Source organism: Rhodopseudomonas palustris, assembly GCF_007005445.1.
Taxonomy (GTDB): Bacteria; Pseudomonadota; Alphaproteobacteria; order Rhizobiales; family Xanthobacteraceae; genus Rhodopseudomonas; species Rhodopseudomonas palustris_G.
Window position 1 is genome coordinate 1,164,737 of the sequence record NZ_CP041387.1, and the last position, 20,118, is coordinate 1,184,854.

At 63.3% G+C, this 20,118-nt stretch carries 22 protein-coding genes; 18 read left to right on the forward strand and 4 right to left on the reverse strand.

Annotated elements, in window-relative coordinates:
• Positions 1–1,293, forward strand: coding sequence for a hypothetical protein (locus FLL57_RS05295; RefSeq protein ID WP_142882318.1), 1,293 nt, complete (start codon positions 1–3; stop codon positions 1,291–1,293).
• 313 nt (positions 1,294–1,606) lie between these two features.
• Here FLL57_RS05295 and FLL57_RS05300 read toward each other — a convergent pair whose 3' ends face one another.
• Positions 1,607–2,779 (reverse strand): serine hydrolase domain-containing protein, encoded by a 1,173-nt coding sequence (locus tag FLL57_RS05300; RefSeq protein ID WP_013503323.1) that lies wholly within the window; start codon positions 2,777–2,779, stop codon positions 1,607–1,609.
• A gap of 132 nt (positions 2,780–2,911) precedes the next feature.
• Between FLL57_RS05300 and FLL57_RS05305 the strand changes: the two genes are divergently transcribed.
• Together FLL57_RS05305 and FLL57_RS05310 are read left to right on the forward strand one after the other, a co-directional pair.
• Positions 2,912–3,163 carry a BrnT family toxin gene (locus FLL57_RS05305; RefSeq protein WP_013503322.1) on the forward strand — a complete coding sequence of 84 codons (252 nt, stop codon included), beginning with the start codon at positions 2,912–2,914 and terminating at the stop codon, positions 3,161–3,163.
• A complete protein-coding gene (locus FLL57_RS05310; protein ID WP_013503321.1) occupies positions 3,156–3,455 on the forward strand; it encodes a BrnA antitoxin family protein in 300 nt (99 codons plus the stop codon). Before FLL57_RS05305 ends, FLL57_RS05310 begins: the two co-directional genes overlap by 8 nt.
• A gap of 73 nt (positions 3,456–3,528) precedes the next feature.
• Here FLL57_RS05310 and FLL57_RS05315 read toward each other — a convergent pair whose 3' ends face one another.
• Positions 3,529–4,596, reverse strand: a complete 1,068-nt coding sequence (locus tag FLL57_RS05315) for a linear amide C-N hydrolase (protein WP_142882319.1) — start codon at positions 4,594–4,596, stop codon at positions 3,529–3,531.
• A gap of 210 nt (positions 4,597–4,806) precedes the next feature.
• On the opposite strand from FLL57_RS05315, the gene FLL57_RS05320 reads away from it, so the two are divergent.
• From FLL57_RS05320 to FLL57_RS05380, 15 genes are all read left to right on the forward strand, one after another.
• Positions 4,807–6,396, forward strand: coding sequence for an MDR family MFS transporter (locus tag FLL57_RS05320; RefSeq protein ID WP_142882320.1), 1,590 nt, complete (start codon positions 4,807–4,809; stop codon positions 6,394–6,396).
• A gap of 127 nt (positions 6,397–6,523) precedes the next feature.
• Positions 6,524–7,921: a TAXI family TRAP transporter solute-binding subunit gene (locus FLL57_RS05325; protein ID WP_142882321.1), complete on the forward strand. Its 1,398-nt coding sequence runs from the start codon at positions 6,524–6,526 to the stop codon at positions 7,919–7,921.
• Positions 7,922–8,026: 105 nt separating this feature from the next.
• On the forward strand, positions 8,027–8,191 hold the full coding sequence (locus tag FLL57_RS05330) for a Flp family type IVb pilin (protein WP_013503316.1): 165 nt from the start codon (positions 8,027–8,029) through the stop codon (positions 8,189–8,191).
• 526 nt (positions 8,192–8,717) lie between these two features.
• A complete protein-coding gene (locus FLL57_RS23260) occupies positions 8,718–8,870 on the forward strand; it encodes a hypothetical protein (protein WP_013503315.1) in 153 nt (50 codons plus the stop codon).
• 344 nt (positions 8,871–9,214) lie between these two features.
• Entirely contained in the window at positions 9,215–10,390 is a 1,176-nt protein-coding gene (locus FLL57_RS05335; RefSeq protein WP_142882322.1) for a phage portal protein, read from the forward strand.
• A gap of 136 nt (positions 10,391–10,526) precedes the next feature.
• Positions 10,527–11,285, forward strand: a complete 759-nt coding sequence (locus FLL57_RS05340) for a hypothetical protein (protein WP_142882323.1) — start codon at positions 10,527–10,529, stop codon at positions 11,283–11,285.
• Positions 11,282–11,854 carry a hypothetical protein gene (locus tag FLL57_RS05345; RefSeq protein ID WP_142882324.1) on the forward strand — a complete coding sequence of 191 codons (573 nt, stop codon included), beginning with the start codon at positions 11,282–11,284 and terminating at the stop codon, positions 11,852–11,854. The genes FLL57_RS05340 and FLL57_RS05345 overlap by 4 nt, the downstream gene beginning before the upstream one ends.
• Positions 11,855–11,945: 91 nt before the next feature.
• Positions 11,946–12,146 carry a hypothetical protein gene (locus tag FLL57_RS05350; RefSeq protein WP_047308445.1) on the forward strand — a complete coding sequence of 67 codons (201 nt, stop codon included), beginning with the start codon at positions 11,946–11,948 and terminating at the stop codon, positions 12,144–12,146.
• Positions 12,147–12,150: 4 nt separating this feature from the next.
• The gene (locus tag FLL57_RS23265) at positions 12,151–12,327 is read left to right on the forward strand and encodes a hypothetical protein (RefSeq protein WP_185966187.1); all 177 of its coding nucleotides are present in this window, start codon (positions 12,151–12,153) and stop codon (positions 12,325–12,327) included.
• Between the two features lie 77 nt (positions 12,328–12,404).
• A complete protein-coding gene (locus tag FLL57_RS05355) occupies positions 12,405–13,151 on the forward strand; it encodes an HK97 family phage prohead protease (protein WP_142882325.1) in 747 nt (248 codons plus the stop codon).
• A 130-nt stretch (positions 13,152–13,281) separates the two neighbouring features.
• Positions 13,282–14,538 (forward strand): phage major capsid protein, encoded by a 1,257-nt coding sequence (locus FLL57_RS05360; protein WP_142882326.1) that lies wholly within the window; start codon positions 13,282–13,284, stop codon positions 14,536–14,538.
• Positions 14,539–14,817: 279 nt separating this feature from the next.
• Positions 14,818–15,711 carry a hypothetical protein gene (locus FLL57_RS05365; protein ID WP_013503309.1) on the forward strand — a complete coding sequence of 298 codons (894 nt, stop codon included), beginning with the start codon at positions 14,818–14,820 and terminating at the stop codon, positions 15,709–15,711.
• On the forward strand, positions 15,708–16,079 hold the full coding sequence (locus FLL57_RS05370) for a DUF2019 domain-containing protein (protein WP_013503308.1): 372 nt from the start codon (positions 15,708–15,710) through the stop codon (positions 16,077–16,079). Before FLL57_RS05365 ends, FLL57_RS05370 begins: the two co-directional genes overlap by 4 nt.
• 400 nt (positions 16,080–16,479) lie before the next feature.
• Entirely contained in the window at positions 16,480–16,899 is a 420-nt protein-coding gene (locus tag FLL57_RS05375) for a very short patch repair endonuclease (RefSeq protein WP_013503307.1), read from the forward strand.
• The gene (locus FLL57_RS05380) at positions 16,896–18,383 is read left to right on the forward strand and encodes a DNA cytosine methyltransferase (protein WP_013503306.1); all 1,488 of its coding nucleotides are present in this window, start codon (positions 16,896–16,898) and stop codon (positions 18,381–18,383) included. Before FLL57_RS05375 ends, FLL57_RS05380 begins: the two co-directional genes overlap by 4 nt.
• Positions 18,384–18,388: 5 nt before the next feature.
• On the opposite strand, the gene FLL57_RS05385 is transcribed toward FLL57_RS05380, so the two are convergent.
• Positions 18,389–19,513, reverse strand: coding sequence for a protein NO VEIN domain-containing protein (locus FLL57_RS05385; protein ID WP_013503305.1), 1,125 nt, complete (start codon positions 19,511–19,513; stop codon positions 18,389–18,391).
• A gap of 187 nt (positions 19,514–19,700) precedes the next feature.
• Positions 19,701–19,967, reverse strand: a complete 267-nt coding sequence (locus FLL57_RS05390) for a type II toxin-antitoxin system HicB family antitoxin (protein WP_013503303.1) — start codon at positions 19,965–19,967, stop codon at positions 19,701–19,703.
• Between the last annotated feature and the right edge of the window lie 151 nt (positions 19,968–20,118).

Consider the following 20,118-nt stretch of genomic DNA (forward strand, 5'->3'; position numbering starts at 1 on the left):
ATGTATTTCAGTCTGGATGTGCTGAGAGCAAGGCAGGGCGATTGCCTGATGCTGCATTACGGCACCGAGGACAGGCCGCGCGTGATGCTGATCGACGGCGGACCGGCGACGGTGTACGCGCAGTCGCTGGAGCCGCGGCTGCAGAAGCTGCGGGCTGCGCGCGAGCGCGCCGGACTGCTCGACACCGCCGATCCGCTGCCGGTCGACGTCGTGCTGGTCAGCCATATCGACGACGACCATATTCGCGGTATCCTCGATCTGACCCACGAGCAGCGCAGACGGGCGGCCGGTCTCCGGCTCGCCGTCACCAGCCTGTGGCACAACAGCTTCGACGACCTGCTGTCGACCAGGCCGGACGAACTGACGAGCGGCTTCGGCACCGCCTCGATCCTGGCCGGCGCCGATGCCAATCTGTTCGCGGGAGTCGAGATCGGGGACAGCGAGGAGGAAGCCGCGGCGCAGGCCGTGCTCGCCAGCGTGCCGCAAGGGCGGACCCTGCGCGACGACGCTGCCGATCTCGGCTGGAAGCCGAACCACAAGTTCAAGGGCAAGCTGATCCTGACCGCGCCGGAGGTTGCGCCGGTCGATCTCAATGGCGTGTCCATCACCGTCGCTGGCCCGATGCAGAAAGAGCTGCAAGCCCTGCAGGACTTGCACGATCAATGGCTGCGGCGGCGCAAGAGCGAAGGCACCAGACCGACTGCGTCGGCGATGCTGGCTGCGTTCGTCGACAAATCAGTGCCAAACCTGTCGAGCATCGTGTTGCTGGCCGAATGCGGCGGCAAGACCATGCTGCTGACCGGCGACGCCCGCGGCGACAAGATCATCGAAGGGCTCGAGATGGCCGGCAAGCTGGCGGAGGGGGAGACGCTGCACGTCGACATTCTCAAAGTGCCGCACCACGGCAGCGACAACAATATGGAGACGTCGTTCTTCGAACGGGTCACGGCCGATCACTACGTGTTTTCCGGCAACGGCGACCACGGCAATCCAGAGCGCGCCACCTTGCAGATGCTGCTCGATGCGCGCGGTGTCGACGACGACTACACGATCCATCTGACCTATCCGGTCGAGGAGATCGATGCCGGGCGCGAGGCCGATTGGACCAAGCATCAGGCAAAGGAGGCGAACCGGGCCAAGCCGCCGAAGGGCGGTGTGCGGCCGGACTGGTCGGCGGAGGAGCAGGGGGTGGTCGCGTTCTTCGCGGACAATCCGGAACTCGCGGCCAAGGTGAAGATCGTCGCCGACGGCAAGCCGCATCTGATCGACCTGCTCGACAAGGTTGTGGCCTGACCTGCGGCCAGCCCGGCCGGTTCGCGATTGCTGCTGTGCAGGGGCACTGTCGCATCCGTAAAACTACGATCGGGGCATTCCCGGACTCGGGATTTGCCCAGATAGAATACACGCGGCAAGTGTGTCACATACTGAACATCCGCGATGCGGTTCGTCGCGGTCCCCTTCCTTGGGGCGTTTCCTCCCTAGACTTGGGCCCGGGCGCCGATTGGCGACCGGGCCTCTTTCTTTGTCGTCGGATCGCCATTGGAATTCCGATCGGGGGCGGCTGCCGGATCTCGGGGCAGCAGCTCGAACTGATCGAGAATGCCGCTCAGCCGAGGCAGCGGCGAAATTCCGGCAGCGCACGATGCGTCACCGCCCAGGCGGCGCTATCGACTGCAGCTCCCTGCGACGACAGCTTGGCGATCACCAGCCGGCTCTCCGGATCGACGAACAGGTTCTGGCCGTGAATTCCCATCGCGAACATCGCTTTCGGTTCGTCGTGGATCACGTACCAGCCGCCGCGGTAGCTGAAATTCCGGTACGGAAACAATCTCTGCCATTCTCCCTGCCGCCAGGCATCCCGGTCGCCGCCATGCCACAGATCGTCGATCCATGACGACGGGACGATCGACCGCCCGTCGCGCAGGCCGTCGTCGAGAACCATCTGTCCGATCCGGGCAAAATCGCGGGCCACCATGCTGAAGCCGCCGGTGGTGCGTGCCTGGCCCTGCCGGTCGGTGGTGATCGAGGCCGTCTGCTCGGCCCCGAGTGGGCGCCACAACAGATCGGAAACCAGCTTGGCGAAACGGGTGCCGGTGGCGCGTTCGATCGCCCAGCCGAGTAGATCGGTGTTGGCTGAGACGTAGCGAAACGGCCCGCCATGCGGCTGCGGCTTGATCGCCAGGTTGCTGTAGAACGACTTGAGGTCGGTCGGCGGTCGATCCGGCGGCACCGGGTCCCACCCGGCGGCGGCCGCATAGGCGCGCTGCGCGTCGAGGTCGATCAGAATGCCGGTCCGCATGTCGAGCATCCGCCGCAACGTCGCGCCCTGATAGGCGGTGCCTGCCGTTTCCGGAATCAGTGTCGTCACCTCGGCGTCGAGCTGCAGGTGGCCGCGCTCGCTGAGGATCCCGGCGATCAGCCCGGTGATCGATTTCGACGCCGACATGATGATGTGCGGTGTCGTCGCGGTGGTGCCGTTGGCATAGGCCTCGAACGCGATTGCCCCGTCCTTGAGTACGACCAGCGCATCGGTGTCGGTGGCGGTGAGGAAACCGTCTAGGGCGAGCAGTTCGCCGCCCTGGGCGCGGACGCGAAAGCCAGTGAGCTCGCGCGGTGCCGTAGGCAGGGACCAGATATCATCCGGCGCGTTGGCGATCGCCTCGGTCGGGATCAGGGCGTCGATGTTGCGGAACGACCAGCGGCTGAACGGCAGCTCGCGCCAATTGGCGAGCGTGGCGCCGGATGCGTCCTCCGGTGCGGCGAGATTGGAACGGGGCATGCGAACTCCAGGTGGGTACTCGGATGATGTAGGCGCTAGGCCGCCGATGGTCCATGCTGGCGACCCGTCTGCTGCCGATCGCCCAGCTTGACGTCGATTTTATTGTAGATACATTATAATGAGTTGATCGCGATGCGGATTGTCTGGGACGAGTACAAGCGGCTCGTCAATATCGACCGGCATGGGATGGATTTCGCCGATCTCGATGAAGCGTTCTTTGAACGCTCGGCGATCGTTCCAGCAAAGCTCGACCGAATGATCGCGGTCGGAGAATTGTTCAGCGGGGTCATCGTCGTTGTATTTCTTAAGCTCGGCACTGAGGGTGTCAGCGTTATCAGTATGCGTTCTGCAAGTCGCAGGGAGAGGAGACTGATCGATGAGTAAAAGGCTCTCGAAGACGTTCGAGCCCGGCCGAGGTTATAGCAAGCAGGATTGGGACGATGTTGAAAGCCCGGAACTGACAGCGGAGCAGATCAAAGAGCTTCGTCCATTCGCCGAAGTTCTTCCCGATCTCGCCGCCTCGATCCGTCGCGGGCGCGGTCCGAACAAGGCGCCGACCAAGCGACTGGTGTCACTGCGGCTGTCGCCGGAGGTGATCGACACCTACAAGGCCGGAGGTCCCGGCTGGCAGTCGCGGATCGACGCCGATCTGCGTCGCATCAACAAGATCAAGTGAACCCGACGTTTCGTCTCCGAGAGAAGCTCTCGGAGACTGCAGTTCGACTCTGTTGTTGCGCTGTCGACCGACCTCACAGCCCCTGAAACTTGAACGGCTCCGACGGCTTGAAGCGATCGTGCACTTCGCCGGAGAAGATGTTGCGCTGGCCGGGGCCGAGGTCGAGCTTCTTCACCACGCCCTTGTCGGCGGAGAAATCGATCTTCGTCAGATCGATCCAGAACACGTTCGGCGTCAGCGCGGATTCGAAGAAGTACAGTTTGCGCTTGTGGTCGGAGACGCTGCGCCAGCGGGTCGAGGAAATGTTGGGCTGATCGGGCGTCGAGATCCCGAACGGCACCGACACATTGCGGATCACGCTGAACGCGGCGGCGATCGATTCCACCGGGTCGGGTGTCTTCGGAATCGCGCCGACATAGAACGCAGCCCGCGCGAAGCGGTCGGCGGCGCGATTGGTGCCGGGCAGCATCACCGTGCCGCCGATCTGCTGCCAGTACGAGTTCAGCGCGAGCTGCTGATCGAAGGTCGGCGAATTGGTCATCACTTGGTATTGCCGGCCGTGATGGATCACCTGCTTGCCGTCGATATATTCGATGATGGCGCTGTCACCGGAGGCATCCGACAGCGCCAGATGCACCGTGGCGATGCGCTGCTCACCGGGCATCTTGTCGGTGACGACCGTGAATGGTTCCTTCGCCAGCGCCTCGACTGCTTCGGCGACGGTGGCGAAATTGTCGAGCGCATATTGCGGCCACAGCGACAGCGCTAGCCCCGGCTTGGAGCCGTCGAACGGCGGATATTGCGACTCTGCCAGCCACAGCACATTGGCGACCAGCCCCGCCTCGTTGATTCCGTCCGAAGTGGCGACATCATAGGCCGACGCGATGACGCTGCCGTAGCGCGCGGTCCACTGTGCAGAGTTGGAGCCGGCTTCGCCGGAGCGTTTGATGCCGCGCGGGAAGATCCAAAGATTGGTGCCGATGTCGCGCGCCCAATCCATCGATCGCGCCGTGATCACCTGATTGTCGGCGCCGAGATAGACCAAGCGCGTGCAGGCGTCGGCGACCGGCGGCCATAACAATCCCGCGATGGCGGCTGCGCCGGCGCAGGTGGCGAGGAGACGTCGCTTGAACCCGATCATGGCTGACCTCCTTACCCCACACGAAGCGTGGGCGTATTTTGCCATGCGGAACATTCCGCCGGCCGATCATATCCCAATTCCATGGACCGGCAGCGGTACGCGGTGCACCCATGCGCTGACGTTGCTGTCGTTTCAGCAGGGGATGCGTTAGTAGGATGCACTGGCGAATATCCCCCGCATCGTTTCAGCCCGACGAGATTCCGCGCCCGCATGAGCATGTCCGAACGCCAGAGCCGTCAACCTGTGGGCCCACCCCACCATCTGCTGTCCGACGAAGCCGCCGCCGAACTCTCCAGCATTCCGACCGAAGTGATCAATCTCGGCGACGCGCCGCCGCTGGCGCCGGCCGGCGCGCTGACCCAGGGCGAAGTTCGCGCGATTCTGTTGAGCCTGCTGCTGGCGATGTTCCTCGCCGCGCTCGATCAGACCATCGTCGCCACCGCGCTGCCGACGATCGGACGGCAGTTCGGCGACGTCGAAAACCTGTCCTGGGTGATCACCGCGTATCTGCTGTCGTCGACTGCAGTCGCTCCGGTGTTCGGCAGTCTGGCCGACATCTACGGCCGGCGGGTGATGATCATCGTCTCGCTCAGCCTGTTCGTCGCCGGCTCCGTGATGTGCGCGCTGGCGCCGAGTTTGCTGGTCCTGATCCTCGGCCGCGCGCTGCAGGGGCTGGGCGGCGGCGGCATCATGCCGATCGTGCAGACGGTGATCTCCGACGTCGTCAGTCCGCGCGAGCGGGGCCAGTATCAGGCTTATTTCTCTGGCGTGTGGGTATCGGCCGGAATCGGCGGGCCGATCCTCGGCGGCTTCTTCGCCGAGCATTTGCACTGGTCGATGATCTTCTGGATCAACCTGCCGCTCGCAATCGGCGCGCTGGCGCTGCTGCTGCCGAAGATGGCGAAGATCCCAGTGTATCACCGCCGCCGCAAAGTGGATTGGCTCGGCGGCGTGCTGCTGATGTCTGCGGCAATGGCGGTGATGCTGGTGCTGACCTGGGGTGGCAATCGCTTTGCCTGGCTGTCGCCGACAATCCTGGCGCTGTCGGGCGCGGCGGTGCTGTTGGCGGTGAGCTTCGTCTGGCACGCACTGCGAGCCCGGGAGCCGTTCCTGCCGCTGTCATTGATGAGCGGGACGGTCGTCCCGTGGGCAATGGCCGGCGGCGCCTTCACCATGGGGGCGATGATCGCGCTGACGGTGCACATGCCGCTGTATTACGAGGCGGTGTATCATCTGACTGCGAGCCAATCCGGCCTGGCGCTGATCCCGATCGCGGCGATCTCGGTGTTCGGCGCGGCGTTCACTGGCCGCGCAATGGTGCATGTCGAGCGCTACAAGCGGATCGCGATCCTCGGCACCAGCTTCGCGGCGCTGATGGCTTTGGCGATCGCGCTGCTGACGCCGCTGCCGTTGTGGCTGTTCCTGACGCTACTGTCGCTGTGTTCGCTCGGGCTCGGCACGGTGTTCCCGGTCAGCGTGGTGTCGATCCAGAATGCGGTCCCGCGGCCCCAGATCGGCACCGCGACCGGCGCGATGAACTTCTTCCGGGCGCTGATGGCCTCATTCACGGTGGCGGCGTTCACCGCGATCCTGCTGATCGCGCTCGGCGGCGACGTGCAGCTTGGCGGCGCCGAGCATCGCCATGTCGTCGGCAGCGTCGGGTCCGCCGAGATGGTCGCGGCGTTCCGCTGGGTGTTCGGCGCGGCGGCGCTGATGCTGACGGCCTCGGCGCTGTGCATCGTCGTGATGGAAGAGCGTAAGCTGGCCGGCCCCGAGCCGACGCTCGCGCTGTCGGAGTAGGACGTCCGGCGGTCAGCGGATTTCCCGATACCCGACGACTGAAATTGAGTACTCTGCCGCACAACGGCCGTAAGCGCGGCGCAGGGCGTCTGCCGGCGTCGCGCGGGCGCGAGGAGCGGGTGACGGGATGGCATCCCCGGACGGCGTTGGACATGACAGTTTTCGCAACCGGCGGCGTCGCAATCGCGCCCGTTTCGCGCTGGCGGCGGTGCTGACGTTCATTCTGGTTGCGGTCGGCGTGCTCGCCTTGGTGTTCTACGAGATACGGCCCGTCAATCTGAAGATCGCAGTCGGGCCGGGCGGTGGCGAAGATCTGAAGCTGGTGCAGGCGCTGGCCCAGAGCTTTGCCCGGGACCGGGCCGCGGTGCGGCTGGTGCCAGTTGTCACCGGTGGGGCGACGCCGAGCATCGAGGCGTTTCGAAACCACAAGGCCGACCTCGCGGTCACGCGGGCCGACCTCGATCTGCCGGCGGACGCGCAAGCGGTCGCGGTGCTGCGCAAGAACGTCGTCGTGCTGTGGGCGCCGGCGTCGGCCGGCAAGGGCAGGAAGGCGGTCAAGACCATCGCCGATCTCGCAGGCCGCCGCGTCGGCGTGATCGGGCGGACCCCGGCCAATGTCAAACTGCTCGACATCGTTCTGGCCGAGTCCGGCGTCGCGCCCGACAAGGTCCACAAGGAGCAGTTCGCCACCGGACAGCCGGCCGAGCTGGCGCGCGATTCATCGCTCGACGCCTTCCTGGCGGTCGGTCCGCTCGACAGCAAGATCACCGGCGAAGCGATCGCCGCCACCGCGAAAGCACGGGGCGAGCTGCGCTTCCTGCCGATCGACGTCGGCGACGCGATTGCCAAGAAATATCCGATCTACGACTCGGAAGAGATCCCCGGCAGCATCTTCTCGACCCAGCCGGCGCGACCGGAGGACAAGGTCGATACCGTCAGCGTCAATCACCTGATCGTGGCGCGGCAGTCGCTGTCATCCGTTGTCGTGACCAAGCTGACGCGGCAGATCTTCGCCGCCCGTCAGCAGATCGCCCGCGAGATGCCGCTCGCCGGCAAGATCGAGGCGCCGGACACCGAGAAGGATGCAGCGCTGCCGGCGCATCGCGGCGCCGCCGCGTTCATCGACGGCACTGACCGCACCTTCATGGAGCGCAATAGCGATTACATCTGGGGCTTGGTGTTGCTGTTGTCCGGCCTCGGCTCGGCCGGCGCCTGGTTCCGCAGTTACTTGACGCGCGACGAACGCGAGGCCGGCACCAAGATGCGTGACCGGGTGCTGGCGATGGTCGCCAAGGCGCGCAAGGCGGAATCGCTGGAGGCGCTGGACGCTTTGCAGCACGACATCGACTGGATCCTGCGCGACACGCTGGATTGCTACGACGACGGCGCGATCGACGACCTCGAGCCTTTCAGCCTGGTACTCGAGCAGTTCCACCATGCGGTTCAGGATCGGCGCGCCGCGCTGAGCACCGGCCCTGATCTGGTGCCGGCCGATTCTCCCCCGGTCCCGGCGGCCGGGGCGTGATCGGCGTGGCCGTGATCACGTCAAGACTCCCGTAACCTGTGACATTTAGGGTTCCGCCGTTCCGGCGCGCCCTGGACGACGTGGGCGCGAAGACAGGAGATTGCGGTGCGACGCCTGATTTCTCGATTCCGGACCGACACGCGGGGCGCCACCTCGATCGAATATGCGCTGATCGCCGTCGGCATCAGCATTGTCATCGTCGGTCTGTCGGCCACGCTCGGGACCAATCTGGCCGCCAAATATTCGGCAGTCAAAGACGCGCTGCCTTAGCTCCGCGGCTGGGCTGGCGGGCTGGTCCTGCATGACGCTGTGTGCGCCATCCAGCCGAAAACGGGCGATCGTATCGGCGCGTTCTGATACTTGCCAGCCGGACTAGCCGGGGCGGTCCGACCGGGCACCCGACATCGATCATAAGAAAATAGTCCTTGACAGCGTGACGCTCCCCGCATAGGGTCCGGCCATGCTCCACAAGTGTGTTCGGAAAGGCCGAACGCTGACGCGGCATCGGTCTTTGTTTCGTCCGGGCCCGGATCTCCTTCGACGCCCTGAGAGCGGCGTGCTGGCGTCGCATGGTTCGAGACGGGGCTGAGCGCCCGCTCGGCGGCGCGTGGTAGGCATTGCAAAGCGTCGATCCTGATTTCATGAGCAACGCAATGCTCCGGCTGTGGACGTTGATGGCCGCACCAAGTCCCGCACGCCATTTGTATCGACGACGATCATCGGCGGAACGGGATACAGTATCGCGCGTTGGCGGATGGAAGGCAGGTCGATAGCGCCGGAACAGCAAGGAGGGGTCATGGCGAATCGTGATGAAGGACGAACCGTCGAAACCCCGATCGAGGTGAGGCAAGGCGAGCGCGGTCCGTCCGTTCTGGCTCTCCTCACGATCAGCACAGGACTGGCGGTGCTGGTGCTGGGCGTGATCTGGTTCGTCTGGTTCAGGTTGTAATACTTCGGTGCAAGCCACTCCGCCGCACACCGGTCGGACGCCAAGTCCTGCGACTCCATAGGAACTCTCCCTTGAGAAGCGCCGCGCCGTCTCGGGAGCTTCAGCTTGGGTTCCAGATCGGCTGGCCGGACGCGGAGTCGGCGATTTCGTCGGCCGCCTGACAGCAAGTAATCCCCGCATTCAGACCCGTCAGTCCGCGACAACAGCGGCCGTGATGCGTGACGGCTGACCTCTACGGCCTCACGACAAGTACAGAGTTCGGCCACAGCGGGCACGCTGTATCCGACTCTGTGCTGCTGGTCCGTCCCATCCTGCCGTTCGCGGCCGAAACAAAGGACCTCGTCATGTTCGATCGGCTGAAGGCTCGTCTGGCGCTGACGGAAGTCAAGACGTCACGAACCGCGCAGGTACTTGCGGTGGGGTTCGGCGGACGGCCGCGGTGGACGCCGAGGGACTATACCGGCCTGGCGCGCGAGGGATATGTCGGCAACGCGATCGTGTATCGCTCCGTGCGCTTGGTGGCGGAGAGCGCCGCCGCCTGCGTGTTCGGCGTGTTCGACGGCGCCCAGGAGAAGGAGGCGCATCCGCTCGCCGCGCTGCTGGCGCGCCCCAACCCGCGCCAGGACGGCGCTGCGCTGCTGGAGACGCTGTACGCGCACCTGCTGCTCGCCGGCAACGCCTATCTCGAAGCGGTGACGCTCGGCGAGGCCGTGCACGAGCTCTATGCGCTGCGGCCCGACCGCATCAAACTGATCCCGGGCCCAGATGGCTGGGCGGAGGCGTATGACTACAGCGTCGGCGGCCGCACCGTGCGGTTCGATCAGCATGCCGCTCCGGTTTCGCCGATCCTGCATCTGACGTTCTTCCATCCGCTCGACGACCACTACGGCATGGCGCCGCTCGAAGCTGCCGCGGTCGCGGTCGACACCCACAATGCTGCCGCGCGGTGGAATAAGGCGTTGCTCGACAATTCGGCGCGGCCGTCGGGCGCGCTGGTATATGCCGGGCCGGAAGGCGCCGTGCTCAGCGAGAATCAGTTCGAGCGGCTGAAGCGCGAATTGGAGAACACCTACGAAGGCGCCGCCAATGCCGGCCGGCCGCTGCTGCTCGAAGGCGGGCTCGACTGGAAGGCGATGGCGCTGTCGCCGAAGGACATGGACTTTCTCGAGGCCAAGCACGCCGCCGCGCGCGAGATCGCGCTGGCGTTCGGCGTGCCGCCGATGCTGCTCGGCATTCCCGGCGACAACACGTTCTCGAACTACCAGGAAGCCAACCGCAGCTTCGTGCGCCAGACCGTGCTGCCGCTGGCGACGCGCGTCGGCAACGCGCTGGCGCAGTGGCTGTCGCCGCAATTCGGGGACGGCGTCCGCCTGGTGATCGACACCGACCGGATCGACGCGCTGTCGCCCGACCGCACCGCGCTGTGGGACCGCGTCACCCGCGCACCGTTCCTCACCCTGAACGAAAAGCGCGAAGCGGTCGGCTACGCGCCGATCGACGGTGGCGACCGGCTGGGGTGAGGCCCGCCGAAGCGCAATAGGCCAGGGTAGCTTGTCACGATCACCCTCACTAAGCGACGACCCAAGCGGATCACGACGATGAATGATAGCGAGTCAGCTTGGCGCGCGCATCAACGCGACCGCTGGATGCGGCCCGATGCGCAACGCTTCCAGGCTGGAAATAGCGACCGCGCGCAGCGGAAATGCATTGGCGGAGATACGTCGTTACGACGAGAATTGGGAGCCCCGCGAGCAGAGCTGGACGGCCCAGCCAGGAAGTATCGAGGGGGCAATTGGCCGCGCCGAAGCACGGGCGGCCGAGGCGGAGGCCCATCTCAACCGACTTCGCTCAGGTATCGGCGGCAATTTGGGACCGCCACTCGATTTGAATCTTGCCAATCGAGAGCCCGAATTCGGCCGTTGTGACGGTGCGTCATGGATAAACAGCTATCGAACTTACAACAATGCGCCGGATCTATTCGGTCGACCGGTCTGGCCAACGGACAGATGGACCGTTGCGGTCTCCCGAATTGATGGGGACATATACTTCGGCGTCAATTCACATGCTCCGGGATACAGCAATTTTGATGGAAATCTGGCCACAGCATTGCGCGATCGTCTAATCAGCCGTTATCCTGAGATTATGAAGGATACGAACGTAGGTTTTAAACCGAACGACGCATTGTTTCACGCCGAGGCCAATCTTCTGATCAGAGCCAATCGATACCTCGACGGATTGGTGGGGCGCTCGATCGAAATTCAGGCAGACCGGGAGCTTTGTGATAGCTGCGGGAAGGTGCTTCCTAAATTGGGGGTGATACTCGGTGATCCCTACGTTTCATTTGTTGAGCTACCCTCCGGTGTACGACACGAGATGTGGGGTGGACGGTGGGTATCTGGGAGATACCGAAAATGAAGAGAACTATCTATTTCAATAAGTGGCGCCGGGTGGCGTGGCCGCCGCCGAGTGAAATGGAGCCTTACTTCCTTTCGCCGAGCGAGAATCTCTGGTCTAGCGCTGTCGGTGGCAACGATGAGTGGGGGCTCGAGATTACCGGGCTCAATGGCACCGATGGCAAGCCGGAAGTCGATCAGGTCAACGTGCATCTCACAATGGTTGGTACACCTGATTTCGGCGTCTTCTTGCACTATTCGAAATGGGATGGCCGGATCAGGCAGCCGCTTGATTGTTACTCCAAGGGTGACATGAGCCGGATCAAGGAGTGGTTGCGGACGCTGCAGGGCGATTTGCGGCCGATCGGTCTGTTTATTCCCTACGCGCAAGCGTGGCCCGCCGTGAAGGAGTTCATGGAGCGGGACGGCGAACTGCCGACCAGCATCGAATGGATCGACGGCAAGGATCTGCCGCCCAACACCTTTCGCTTCCCGGGTTTCTTCAAGCCTGGGCCGGAGCCGCGCGTATTGCGGGATGAAGACATCAACGAGCAGCCAGCCGGCGATGGCTTCGGGTTTCTGCGCCGCTGAGCAGCGAGCGCGAGCGTTCCTCTCACGATGAAGAACGACTGACGGCGCGTGGACGTTGTCCGCCACGCGGATGTCTGCGCGCGAGGTGCCGATGTCCGATCTGATCAAGATTTTTTCCGAGCGCGGTGACCTCGCTCACTTGGCTTTGCTGCTGTGGGCGATCGGCGCCAGTCTCGGGTTGTGGTTCGTGCTGCGGGAGTGGGCGGCGGCGGTGCGGCGGTTCGATGATTTCGTCCACGCGCTCGAGCTGTTCAACCGCCGGGCGCGGCGCCGGGCGATCGACGAGGAGTAGGGCGATGCAGCGGCTCTCCAGCGTGCTCACCCGCGTCCGCGCCGAGACCAAATCGGCGAAGGACCCGCAGACGATCTTCCGCGAATTCCTGGCGCATCTGGCCGGCGCGCAGCGCAAGCCGGCGGCGCGCCGCGCCGCGCCCAAGCCGCCGCGCAAGCGCGCCGCCAAGCGGGCGAAGTAACCGCGCCGCGCGCGCCGCCGCCGCACATTCTACCGTTCACCGCCATCCCCACTCACTCGTATCCTGCGAGGCCGCTCATGCTTGCCCCGTCGCCTGCGCACGCCCCGTCGCCTTCGCCTGCGCCGCTGCCGGCGCGGCTGTCGCTCGCCGAGGACGGCAGGATCGACGGCTATGCCAGCCTGTTCGGCGAGATCGACCAGGCCCGCGACATGGTGATGCCCGGCGCCTTCACCCAGACGCTGAAGCAGCGCGGCTTGCGAAGAATCCCGATGCTGTTTCAGCACGATCCCGCCGAGCCGGTCGGCGTCTGGCTGGAGCTGGCCGAAGATCTGCGGGGCTTACGCGCCCGCGGCCGGCTGATCCCGGACGTGGCGCGCGGCCGCGAGCTGCTGGCGCTGCTCCGCGCCGGCGCGATCGACGGGCTGTCGATCGGCTATCGCACGGTGCGCGGCCAGATCGATCCGAAGACGCGGGTGCGGCGGCTGTATCAGGTCGATCTCTGGGAGATCTCGATCGTCACCTTTCCGCTGCTCGCCGGCGCCCGCATCGCCACCGTCAAGCAGGCGCCGCGGCCCTCGCCGCAGCGCGCAGCCGCGGAGGCGGCGTGGCGCCGCGTCCAGGACGTCGCAACGACCCGTTCGGACGATGCCGCGGAGGCACCGGCATCGCCGATCCGGCGCGGGAGGATCGCGGCGACGCTGTCCACCCGCGCCGGCCGCAAACAGGCACTGGCAAGTATCACCGGCCGCGCACGCCTCGGCCTCTCGCCGCGCGCGGCCGGATCAGCACGCAGCGCTGATGCTGGCGATGGTGCGTCGTCGTGAGCCCCGGCGCTGCGATGCGCGGCTGCCCTCACCCCCGCCCTCTCCCGCGCGCGGGAGAGGGGGCCCGCTGAGGATCGGGGAGACGACCTTTTCAAGACTGACGTCCTTCATCATCACCACAAGGGATCTCATGATGACCACGTTCGACCATGCCCCCGAGACCAAGGCCGGCTTTGCCGGCGACGATGCGCAGCAGGTGTTCGATGCCTTGATGCGCGCGTTCGAGGACTACAAGGCCGAGAACGACGCGCGGCTGAAGGCGATCGAGACCGGCAAGGGCGACGTGCTGGCCGAGGAGAAGCTGGCGCGGATCGACGCCGCGCTGGATCATCAGCAGCGCCGGCTCGACGAGCTCGCCCTGAAGGCGGCGCGGCCGCAGCTCGCCGCCGAGCGGTCGCAGCCGGCCGCCGATCAGCGCGAGCACAAGAGCGCGTTCGAGGCCTATGTGCGCAGCGGCGAGGCCGCCAGCCTGCGCCGGCTGGAGACCAAGGCGCTGTCGGTGGGCTCCGATCCGGATGGCGGCTATCTGGTGCCGACCGAGCTCGAGCACAGCATCTCGGCGCGGCTCGCCGCGATCTCGCCGATCCGCTCGCTCGCTACCGTGCGCGAGATCTCCGGCGGGGTTTACAAGAAGCCGTTCGTCACCGCCGGGCCGGCGACCGGCTGGGTCGGCGAGAGCGACGCCAGGCCGCAGACCAATGCGCCGTCGCTCGATGCGCTGTCGTTTCCGGCGATGGAGCTGTATGCGATGCCGGCTGCGACCGCGACGCTGCTCGACGACTCCGCGGTGAACATCGACGACTGGCTGGCCGGCGAGATCGACCAGGCGTTCGCCGAGCAGGAGGGCATCGCCTTCGTGTCCGGCGACGGCGTCAGTAAGCCGAAGGGCTTCCTCGCCGTGCCGACCGCGGCCAACAGCGCCTGGAGCTGGGGCAAGCTCGGCACCATCTCGACCGGCGCCGCCGGCGCATTCGCCGCCACCGCGCCCGGCGACGTGCTGATCGACGTGATCTACGCGCTGCGGCCGGGCTATCGCCAGAACGCCAGCTTCGTGATGAACCGGCGGACGCAGGCGGCGATCCGCAAGTTCAAGGATTCCTCCGGCGCCTATCTGTGGCAGCCGCCGGTCACCGCCGGCGGCCGCGCCAGCCTCGCCGGCTTCCCGCTCGCCGATGCCGAAGACATGCCGGACATCGCGGCAAATTCGCTGTCGATCGCGTTCGGCGACTTCCGCCGCGGCTATCTGATCGTCGATCGCCAGGGCGTGCGCGTGCTGCGCGATCCGTATTCGTCGAAGCCCTACGTGCTGTTCTACACCACCAAGCGCGTCGGCGGCGGCGTCCAGGACTTCGACGCCATCAAGCTGGTGAAGTTCGCAGCGGGGTGAGGCGCAGCGCCTGTTCTCCCTCTCCCGCCTGCGGGAGAGGGCCGGGGTTAGGGCGACCCACGCACGGGGCTGACATCGGACGCTCGGGATAGGCGGGTAGCGCCGCAAGCCGCCGAGCGGCCAGGAGCACTTTGCATCACCAGATGCTTAGTCACTTCTCGATCTCGGTTGGGCTTGATGGGCGGGCAGCAATGTCTGGCGCTCGCCGCTCTACGAGACACGCCCTGTGGCCACAGCGTCGTTCCTTTCAGCGTTGATAGCCGGCAATGGACGACTCGCATGTCTGGACAAGACGATGCTTGGCTACGCCATCAGCAAAAGCGGTGGCTGAACCCGAACGGTGATCGCTGGGTGCGCCAGGATGTCTCGCGTTTCCTGGCGCGGGACATGGATCCTGTGCAAGCATTTCCTGCACTTGCCTTCAAGTACAGTCCGAACCAGCCGCGGGTGCCTGCAGGCAACCCGGATGGCGGTCAATGGACCAGAGATGGTGGCGGCTGGCGGTCTCCGAGCGAGTTAGGCAATATCCGCAACGCGGCACGAGTGGGAGGTGTCGCGGGACCGGAAGCCAGTAGAGAGTATCCCGGTCTATTCGGTATTGCCGCCCAGCGACGGATCCGAACTGGCGTTCTCCTTGCCGGTGATCTTCCGGTCGGAAGCGATCCCGATCCGGGTACGCCCACAGAACAGCCGCCGGAGATCCCACAGACGAAGCCCAGCAGGAGTGCAGAACGGACGACGTATTTCCGAGCGGCAGCCGATTGGCTCGCCCGAAACGCAGGTCTTGCCGGAGCGCTCTACGAAGGTTCGATGCGAAGTGTGGAATGGCTGCGTGATTGGAACGATGTCATTCTGGCTGCGCGCGACACCCCCAAGCCGCTACAGGAGCTCATGAATGGTGTGGGGCAAGCGCGCCCAGGCTATGATGTCCACCACATCAACGAGGTGACGGCGGCGAAGCTGGATGGGTATAGCTGGGCGCAGATCAATGATCCTTCAAATCTGGTCAGCATCCCGCGACTGAAGCATTATCAAATCACTGGATGGTATTCCGCGCGAAGCACAGAATTTGACGGCTTGTCTCCGAGGAAGTTCCTCCGTGGCAAGGATTGGGAAACGCGTCGAAAAGTGGGGTTAAGAGCGCTGCGGATGTTTGGAGTCTTGGAACCATGAGGAAGCAGGATCTTCACGAGATGGCGACGCCTGAGCTTGTGGCTCTGTTTGCGAAGATCGTGGTCGGACAGGACGAGGCCTTGCTCGGCAACCAGATCGCGAGGTTCAATCGCCTGTTCGGCGTGATGGCCGAGATTGCGGACGAGTTGAAGGCGCGCGACGGCGACCAGCGCACCGCGCTTCTCAGCCTTTTCGAATACCCCAATATTCAGGTGCGGCTTCAGGCCGCAAAGCTGACGCTTGCGGTCGCGCCAGTGGAAGCGCGCCGGCAGCTCGAAGCGATCGCATCCTCGAAATGGTTTCCACAAGCCGGCGACGCCGGCATGTGCCTTTCGTTTTTGGATGATGGGACGTTCAAGCCGAAATGAGGGGACGTGGGGCGGTCGGCGAATTTGTTTCGATCAGCCAGCCGAGCCGCCGGTCCGGTAAGCCAGTGTCGAGAGGATTCCGGGCATCCCGGCCAAGGCGCTTCCGATCACGTTCGGTAACTTCTGCCGCGTCGCTCTGATCGTCATTCGCCAGGGCGGGCGGGTGCTGCGCGATCCCTATTCCGCGCTATGGTTGTCGTGCTCCTGGAACGACCAAGCGCATCGGCGGCGCTAGCCAGGATTGCACGCCATCAAGCTGGGGAAGGTCGCGACGGAGCAATAGGTTCGTGAAAGAGCAATCGGCGATCAGCCTAATTGTCCAAACTCTTGTTGCATTTCGGAGCGGAGAATGGTCGCGAATCTCGATTCTGGGGGATGATCTAACGAGGACGAGATCTAGGTGAACGAAGTCGATCGCGCGAGAAGTGCCAACATGGCGCGAATTGGTTCGCGCAACACAACTCCCGAGTTGACGGTTCGCAGTGCGCTGCATCGCATGGGTTACAGGTTCCGTCTCCACAGTTCCCGGTTGCCGGGAAAGCCGGATATTGTCCTGCCCCGCCTTCGGACTGTAATTTTTGTGCATGGCTGCTTCTGGCACCGCCATCCCGGTTGCAAATTCGCTTACAACCCCAAAACCCGATCAGAGTTCTGGCAGGCAAAATTCGTAGGGAATGTCGCACGCGATGCGAGGGTCCTAGGGGTGCTCCGTGACATGGGCTGGAAAGTGCATGTTATATGGGAGTGCGAAACCAAGGATTCGGATGTGCTTCGGGCTCTTCTTCGCCACTGCCTGTCGAGTTCGGAGAGCGATTTATGAGGGTGCCAAAGGCGATTGCTGCTAAGGTTTCAAGGCTGGCGTCGAATCCTGAGGCTCGGCCGAGGGTGCTCGACCTGTTTTCTGGCTGCGGGGGGCTCAGCCTCGGCTTTCATTCGGCCGGATATGAAATCGCCGCCTCTGTCGAGATAGACGAGCTTGCTGCTCGATCGCATGCGATTAACTTCTATAAGGGGCAGGCACCTGAGCTCATTGAGCGACAGGCTGTTGCGCGCGATATCACGAAGATTGATCCAGATGATCTCACGAGTGATCTTGGCCTCGGCCCCTCAAAGCTAGCTTTTGATTTGATCGTCGGTGGGCCCCCCTGTCAGGCTTACGCTCGGGTGGGGCGGGCGAAGCTGCGGGAGGTCGCCGAACACCCACAGGCTTTTAAGATCGATCCTCGTGCGAACCTCTACCTGCGATATCTCCATTACGTCGAGCGGCTGCAACCAATTGCCCTTCTGATGGAGAATGTCCCAGACATTCTGAACTACGGAGGCCACAATATAGGACAAGAGATTGTCGAAGCGCTCGACGCTATGGGCTATGAGGCTCGCTACTCTCTGTTGAACAGCGCGCACCATGGGGTGCCCCAGATGCGGGATCGCGTCTTCCTTCTCGCGTTCCATAAGTCAATCGAAGCCGACATCCGGTTTCCCAAAGCTTCGCGTTTTTGCCAGCTTCCTTCTGGCTATGCGGGGACCAGATCTGTTGCGTTGAAGCATATCAATATGTTTGAGGGTAACGCGTATGTCACTCCAGATACAGGAAGTCCGGAATTGCCGCCGGCGGTGACAGCAGGTGAGGCTATCGGTGATCTCCCTCCTATAACTCTTCACAAGGAAGGAAAACTAAAGCGAGGGGCCAGACGCTTTACTGAGCTATCGAGATACCAAGAGCAGGCGAGTGGTGAATTATCGGAATTCGCAATGGAAATGCGATCGTGGAAAGGTTTTGAGTCGAGGGACGGTGTTTACGACCATGTTCTTCGATTCCTTCCACGCGACACCGCAATTTTTGAAGCCATGCGGGAAGGGGACGAATATCCAGCGGCGCACCGGGTGGCCAAGAAGCTATTTGAGGAGGAGGCCCACCGGAGGAAGCTGAAAATGGGGGGCGCTGAATGGAAACGGCTCCAGCTTGCTATGGTGCCGCCTTACGACCCCAGCAAGTTCCCCAATCGTTGGTGGAAGCTGCGTCGCAACGCTCCTTCGCGTACGTTGATGGCCCATCTCGGCAAGGATACGTACTCCCATATTCACTATGATAGTAGCCAAGGACGTGTGATCACGGTCAGAGAGGCGGCTCGCTTGCAATCGTTTCCCGATGGGTTTGTGTTTGCCGGGACGATGAATCCTGCCTTTCGTCAGATAGGAAATGCTGTTCCGCCGGTCATGGCGCGCCAACTCGCTATGGAGATGATGAAAACCTTGGGTGAGGCGCTTTCCAGGTTCGCCGCGCCGATGTTAGCTGCAGAGTAGTCAAATCAATCTTCGGTCGACCCTAGCCGCTCGATTTGCTGTTCGACGCCCCAACTCAGCTTTGTTGGGCTGATCGAAAAGCTGTCTGCAGTTACTCCGTCTGGGAGTGTAAGGCTGGAGATAATTGTTTTCGCAAACGAACCCACGTTCTCCGCAATGCGGACTTTCGCGCCTTCGTGAGTGATGTCGTATATGCGCCAGATATCGTAACGAGGGTGGTTTGCTGCCTCTAGCAGCTCAGCATAGGAGATGTGAAACTTGCGATCAAACGATCCCGCCGTGCTCTTTGCATCAATGAGTATCGCCGAGCCGGCTGCATCGGTCACGGAGAAGTCGTAGGGTGCGATGGCGTTGGTGCGGGAGTTCCATTCAATGGAATTTAGGGTGCCGGCTGATTTCTGTTGCTGCAGGAGCAGCCAAGCCAGTTCTTCGCCATCTTGGCCAATTTCCTCCGCAAGCCGGCGGGATTTGGAAATCTCTTCCGCAGAAAATTTGCGATTGGCTTTCTTTCTCAGCGTTTCAATGCCATCGAACCCTCCCGAGGCTGCGTCTTCGAGCGCACCCTCCAATTGGGGGTCGAAGGTAAACTGCCATACAGGGTGCGCCGCCGGTGCGGATCCCACGGAAGCCGATAGCTCGTTTTTTGACAGCTCAATCATGGTCTTGCGGCCGCCCGGGACAAGACCCGCAAGCGCATGATGGAGATCTGCATCAGTTGGATCGTTTGCAGAGATCAATAGTAGGCTCACGCGCTCGGGACGAGGATCGCCAAAGAACTCGAAGAGCGCGAGATCGCCAGCTAGCAGCTCGTCATAACGCCCAGGTTCGTCTTCAGGGTCTCGAACGAACTCTCCGTTCAATCGCCAGTTCTTGTATGCCTGCCGCTTCGTCACCGCCCGGGAGATAACGTGGGGCCCAACGCCCTTCGGCCCCAGAATGGTCAGTGTCACCGGAATAACATCGTTCGGGGAGGACTTGAGTGCAGGTAGAATGGGATAGAATTTTTCGATGAAGATGTCGGCATTCAGATTGATGGCTTTCTGATTGCCTGCGTTAAGCTTGCGGAACATCGCTTCGAAGAAAGTCAAATCTGAATCTGTAAGCCGTTTAAGCGCAATTCGCTCAGTCATTTTCATTCCAATTCAACTGCATCGAGTACGCCAAAACCTATGCGATTCCCTTTGCCTTCTCCAAGTTGTGTGAATCTCGTCCAAAGGCGGATTTGTCGATGGAAGCGACCGAAGAGCTCACCCACTGCAGCCTGCCGTCGTTCTCCAGCTTCGCCATGACGAACACCGCAAATTGGGTGGGCACGGCCTAACGAGGCTCCTCGCCTCGCTCCTTGCAGAACGCAAGGTAATCCTCGATCGACCCGGCGAGCGCCTTCTTCATTTCAGCGATCGATTTGCCCTGAAAGGTGATGACGTCCCGCGTGTCGGCGACTTCGCCGTGGAAGATCTCGGCGTCCGCGTCGTATTCGACCGTGGCGGTGTAGTCCTTGTAGCTCATCGTGGTCATGGCTGGCGCCCAGTTCGTGCGCGCCGCTGCGGTCGCCTCGGTGGCGGTGCGGCTGGCAGCAAGCATGGCAACGCTTTTCGGCTGTGGCAACCGACGCTCACTTATCCGCCGGTTGGCGCTGCAAGGCGTGGATGCCCGATACAGCCTGATGTTTCCGCATCAGGGCCGTATAGTATCGTTCTGCACTATCAATTCGAGGGCCGTTCGGTCGCCGGCC

Bases quoted from the DNA above. Each gene is read 5' to 3' on its own strand.
- FLL57_RS05295 (WP_142882318.1), top strand. From the start codon at position 1: ATGTATTTCAGTCTGGATGTGCTGAGAGCAAGGCAGGGCGATTGCCTG.
- FLL57_RS05300 (WP_013503323.1), bottom strand. From the start codon at position 2,779: ATGCCCCGTTCCAATCTCGCCGCACCGGAGGACGCATCCGGCGCCACG.
- FLL57_RS05305 (WP_013503322.1), top strand. From the start codon at position 2,912: ATGCGGATTGTCTGGGACGAGTACAAGCGGCTCGTCAATATCGACCGG.
- FLL57_RS05310 (WP_013503321.1), top strand. From the start codon at position 3,156: ATGAGTAAAAGGCTCTCGAAGACGTTCGAGCCCGGCCGAGGTTATAGC.
- FLL57_RS05315 (WP_142882319.1), bottom strand. From the start codon at position 4,596: ATGATCGGGTTCAAGCGACGTCTCCTCGCCACCTGCGCCGGCGCAGCC.
- FLL57_RS05320 (WP_142882320.1), top strand. From the start codon at position 4,807: ATGAGCATGTCCGAACGCCAGAGCCGTCAACCTGTGGGCCCACCCCAC.
- FLL57_RS05325 (WP_142882321.1), top strand. From the start codon at position 6,524: ATGGCATCCCCGGACGGCGTTGGACATGACAGTTTTCGCAACCGGCGG.
- FLL57_RS23260 (WP_013503315.1), top strand. From the start codon at position 8,718: ATGGCGAATCGTGATGAAGGACGAACCGTCGAAACCCCGATCGAGGTG.
- FLL57_RS05335 (WP_142882322.1), top strand. From the start codon at position 9,215: ATGTTCGATCGGCTGAAGGCTCGTCTGGCGCTGACGGAAGTCAAGACG.
- FLL57_RS05340 (WP_142882323.1), top strand. From the start codon at position 10,527: ATGCGCAACGCTTCCAGGCTGGAAATAGCGACCGCGCGCAGCGGAAAT.
- FLL57_RS05345 (WP_142882324.1), top strand. From the start codon at position 11,282: ATGAAGAGAACTATCTATTTCAATAAGTGGCGCCGGGTGGCGTGGCCG.
- FLL57_RS05350 (WP_047308445.1), top strand. From the start codon at position 11,946: ATGTCCGATCTGATCAAGATTTTTTCCGAGCGCGGTGACCTCGCTCAC.
- FLL57_RS23265 (WP_185966187.1), top strand. From the start codon at position 12,151: ATGCAGCGGCTCTCCAGCGTGCTCACCCGCGTCCGCGCCGAGACCAAA.
- FLL57_RS05355 (WP_142882325.1), top strand. From the start codon at position 12,405: ATGCTTGCCCCGTCGCCTGCGCACGCCCCGTCGCCTTCGCCTGCGCCG.
- FLL57_RS05360 (WP_142882326.1), top strand. From the start codon at position 13,282: ATGATGACCACGTTCGACCATGCCCCCGAGACCAAGGCCGGCTTTGCC.
- FLL57_RS05365 (WP_013503309.1), top strand. From the start codon at position 14,818: ATGTCTGGACAAGACGATGCTTGGCTACGCCATCAGCAAAAGCGGTGG.
- FLL57_RS05370 (WP_013503308.1), top strand. From the start codon at position 15,708: ATGAGGAAGCAGGATCTTCACGAGATGGCGACGCCTGAGCTTGTGGCT.
- FLL57_RS05380 (WP_013503306.1), top strand. From the start codon at position 16,896: ATGAGGGTGCCAAAGGCGATTGCTGCTAAGGTTTCAAGGCTGGCGTCG.
- FLL57_RS05385 (WP_013503305.1), bottom strand. From the start codon at position 19,513: ATGACTGAGCGAATTGCGCTTAAACGGCTTACAGATTCAGATTTGACT.
- FLL57_RS05390 (WP_013503303.1), bottom strand. From the start codon at position 19,967: ATGCTTGCTGCCAGCCGCACCGCCACCGAGGCGACCGCAGCGGCGCGC.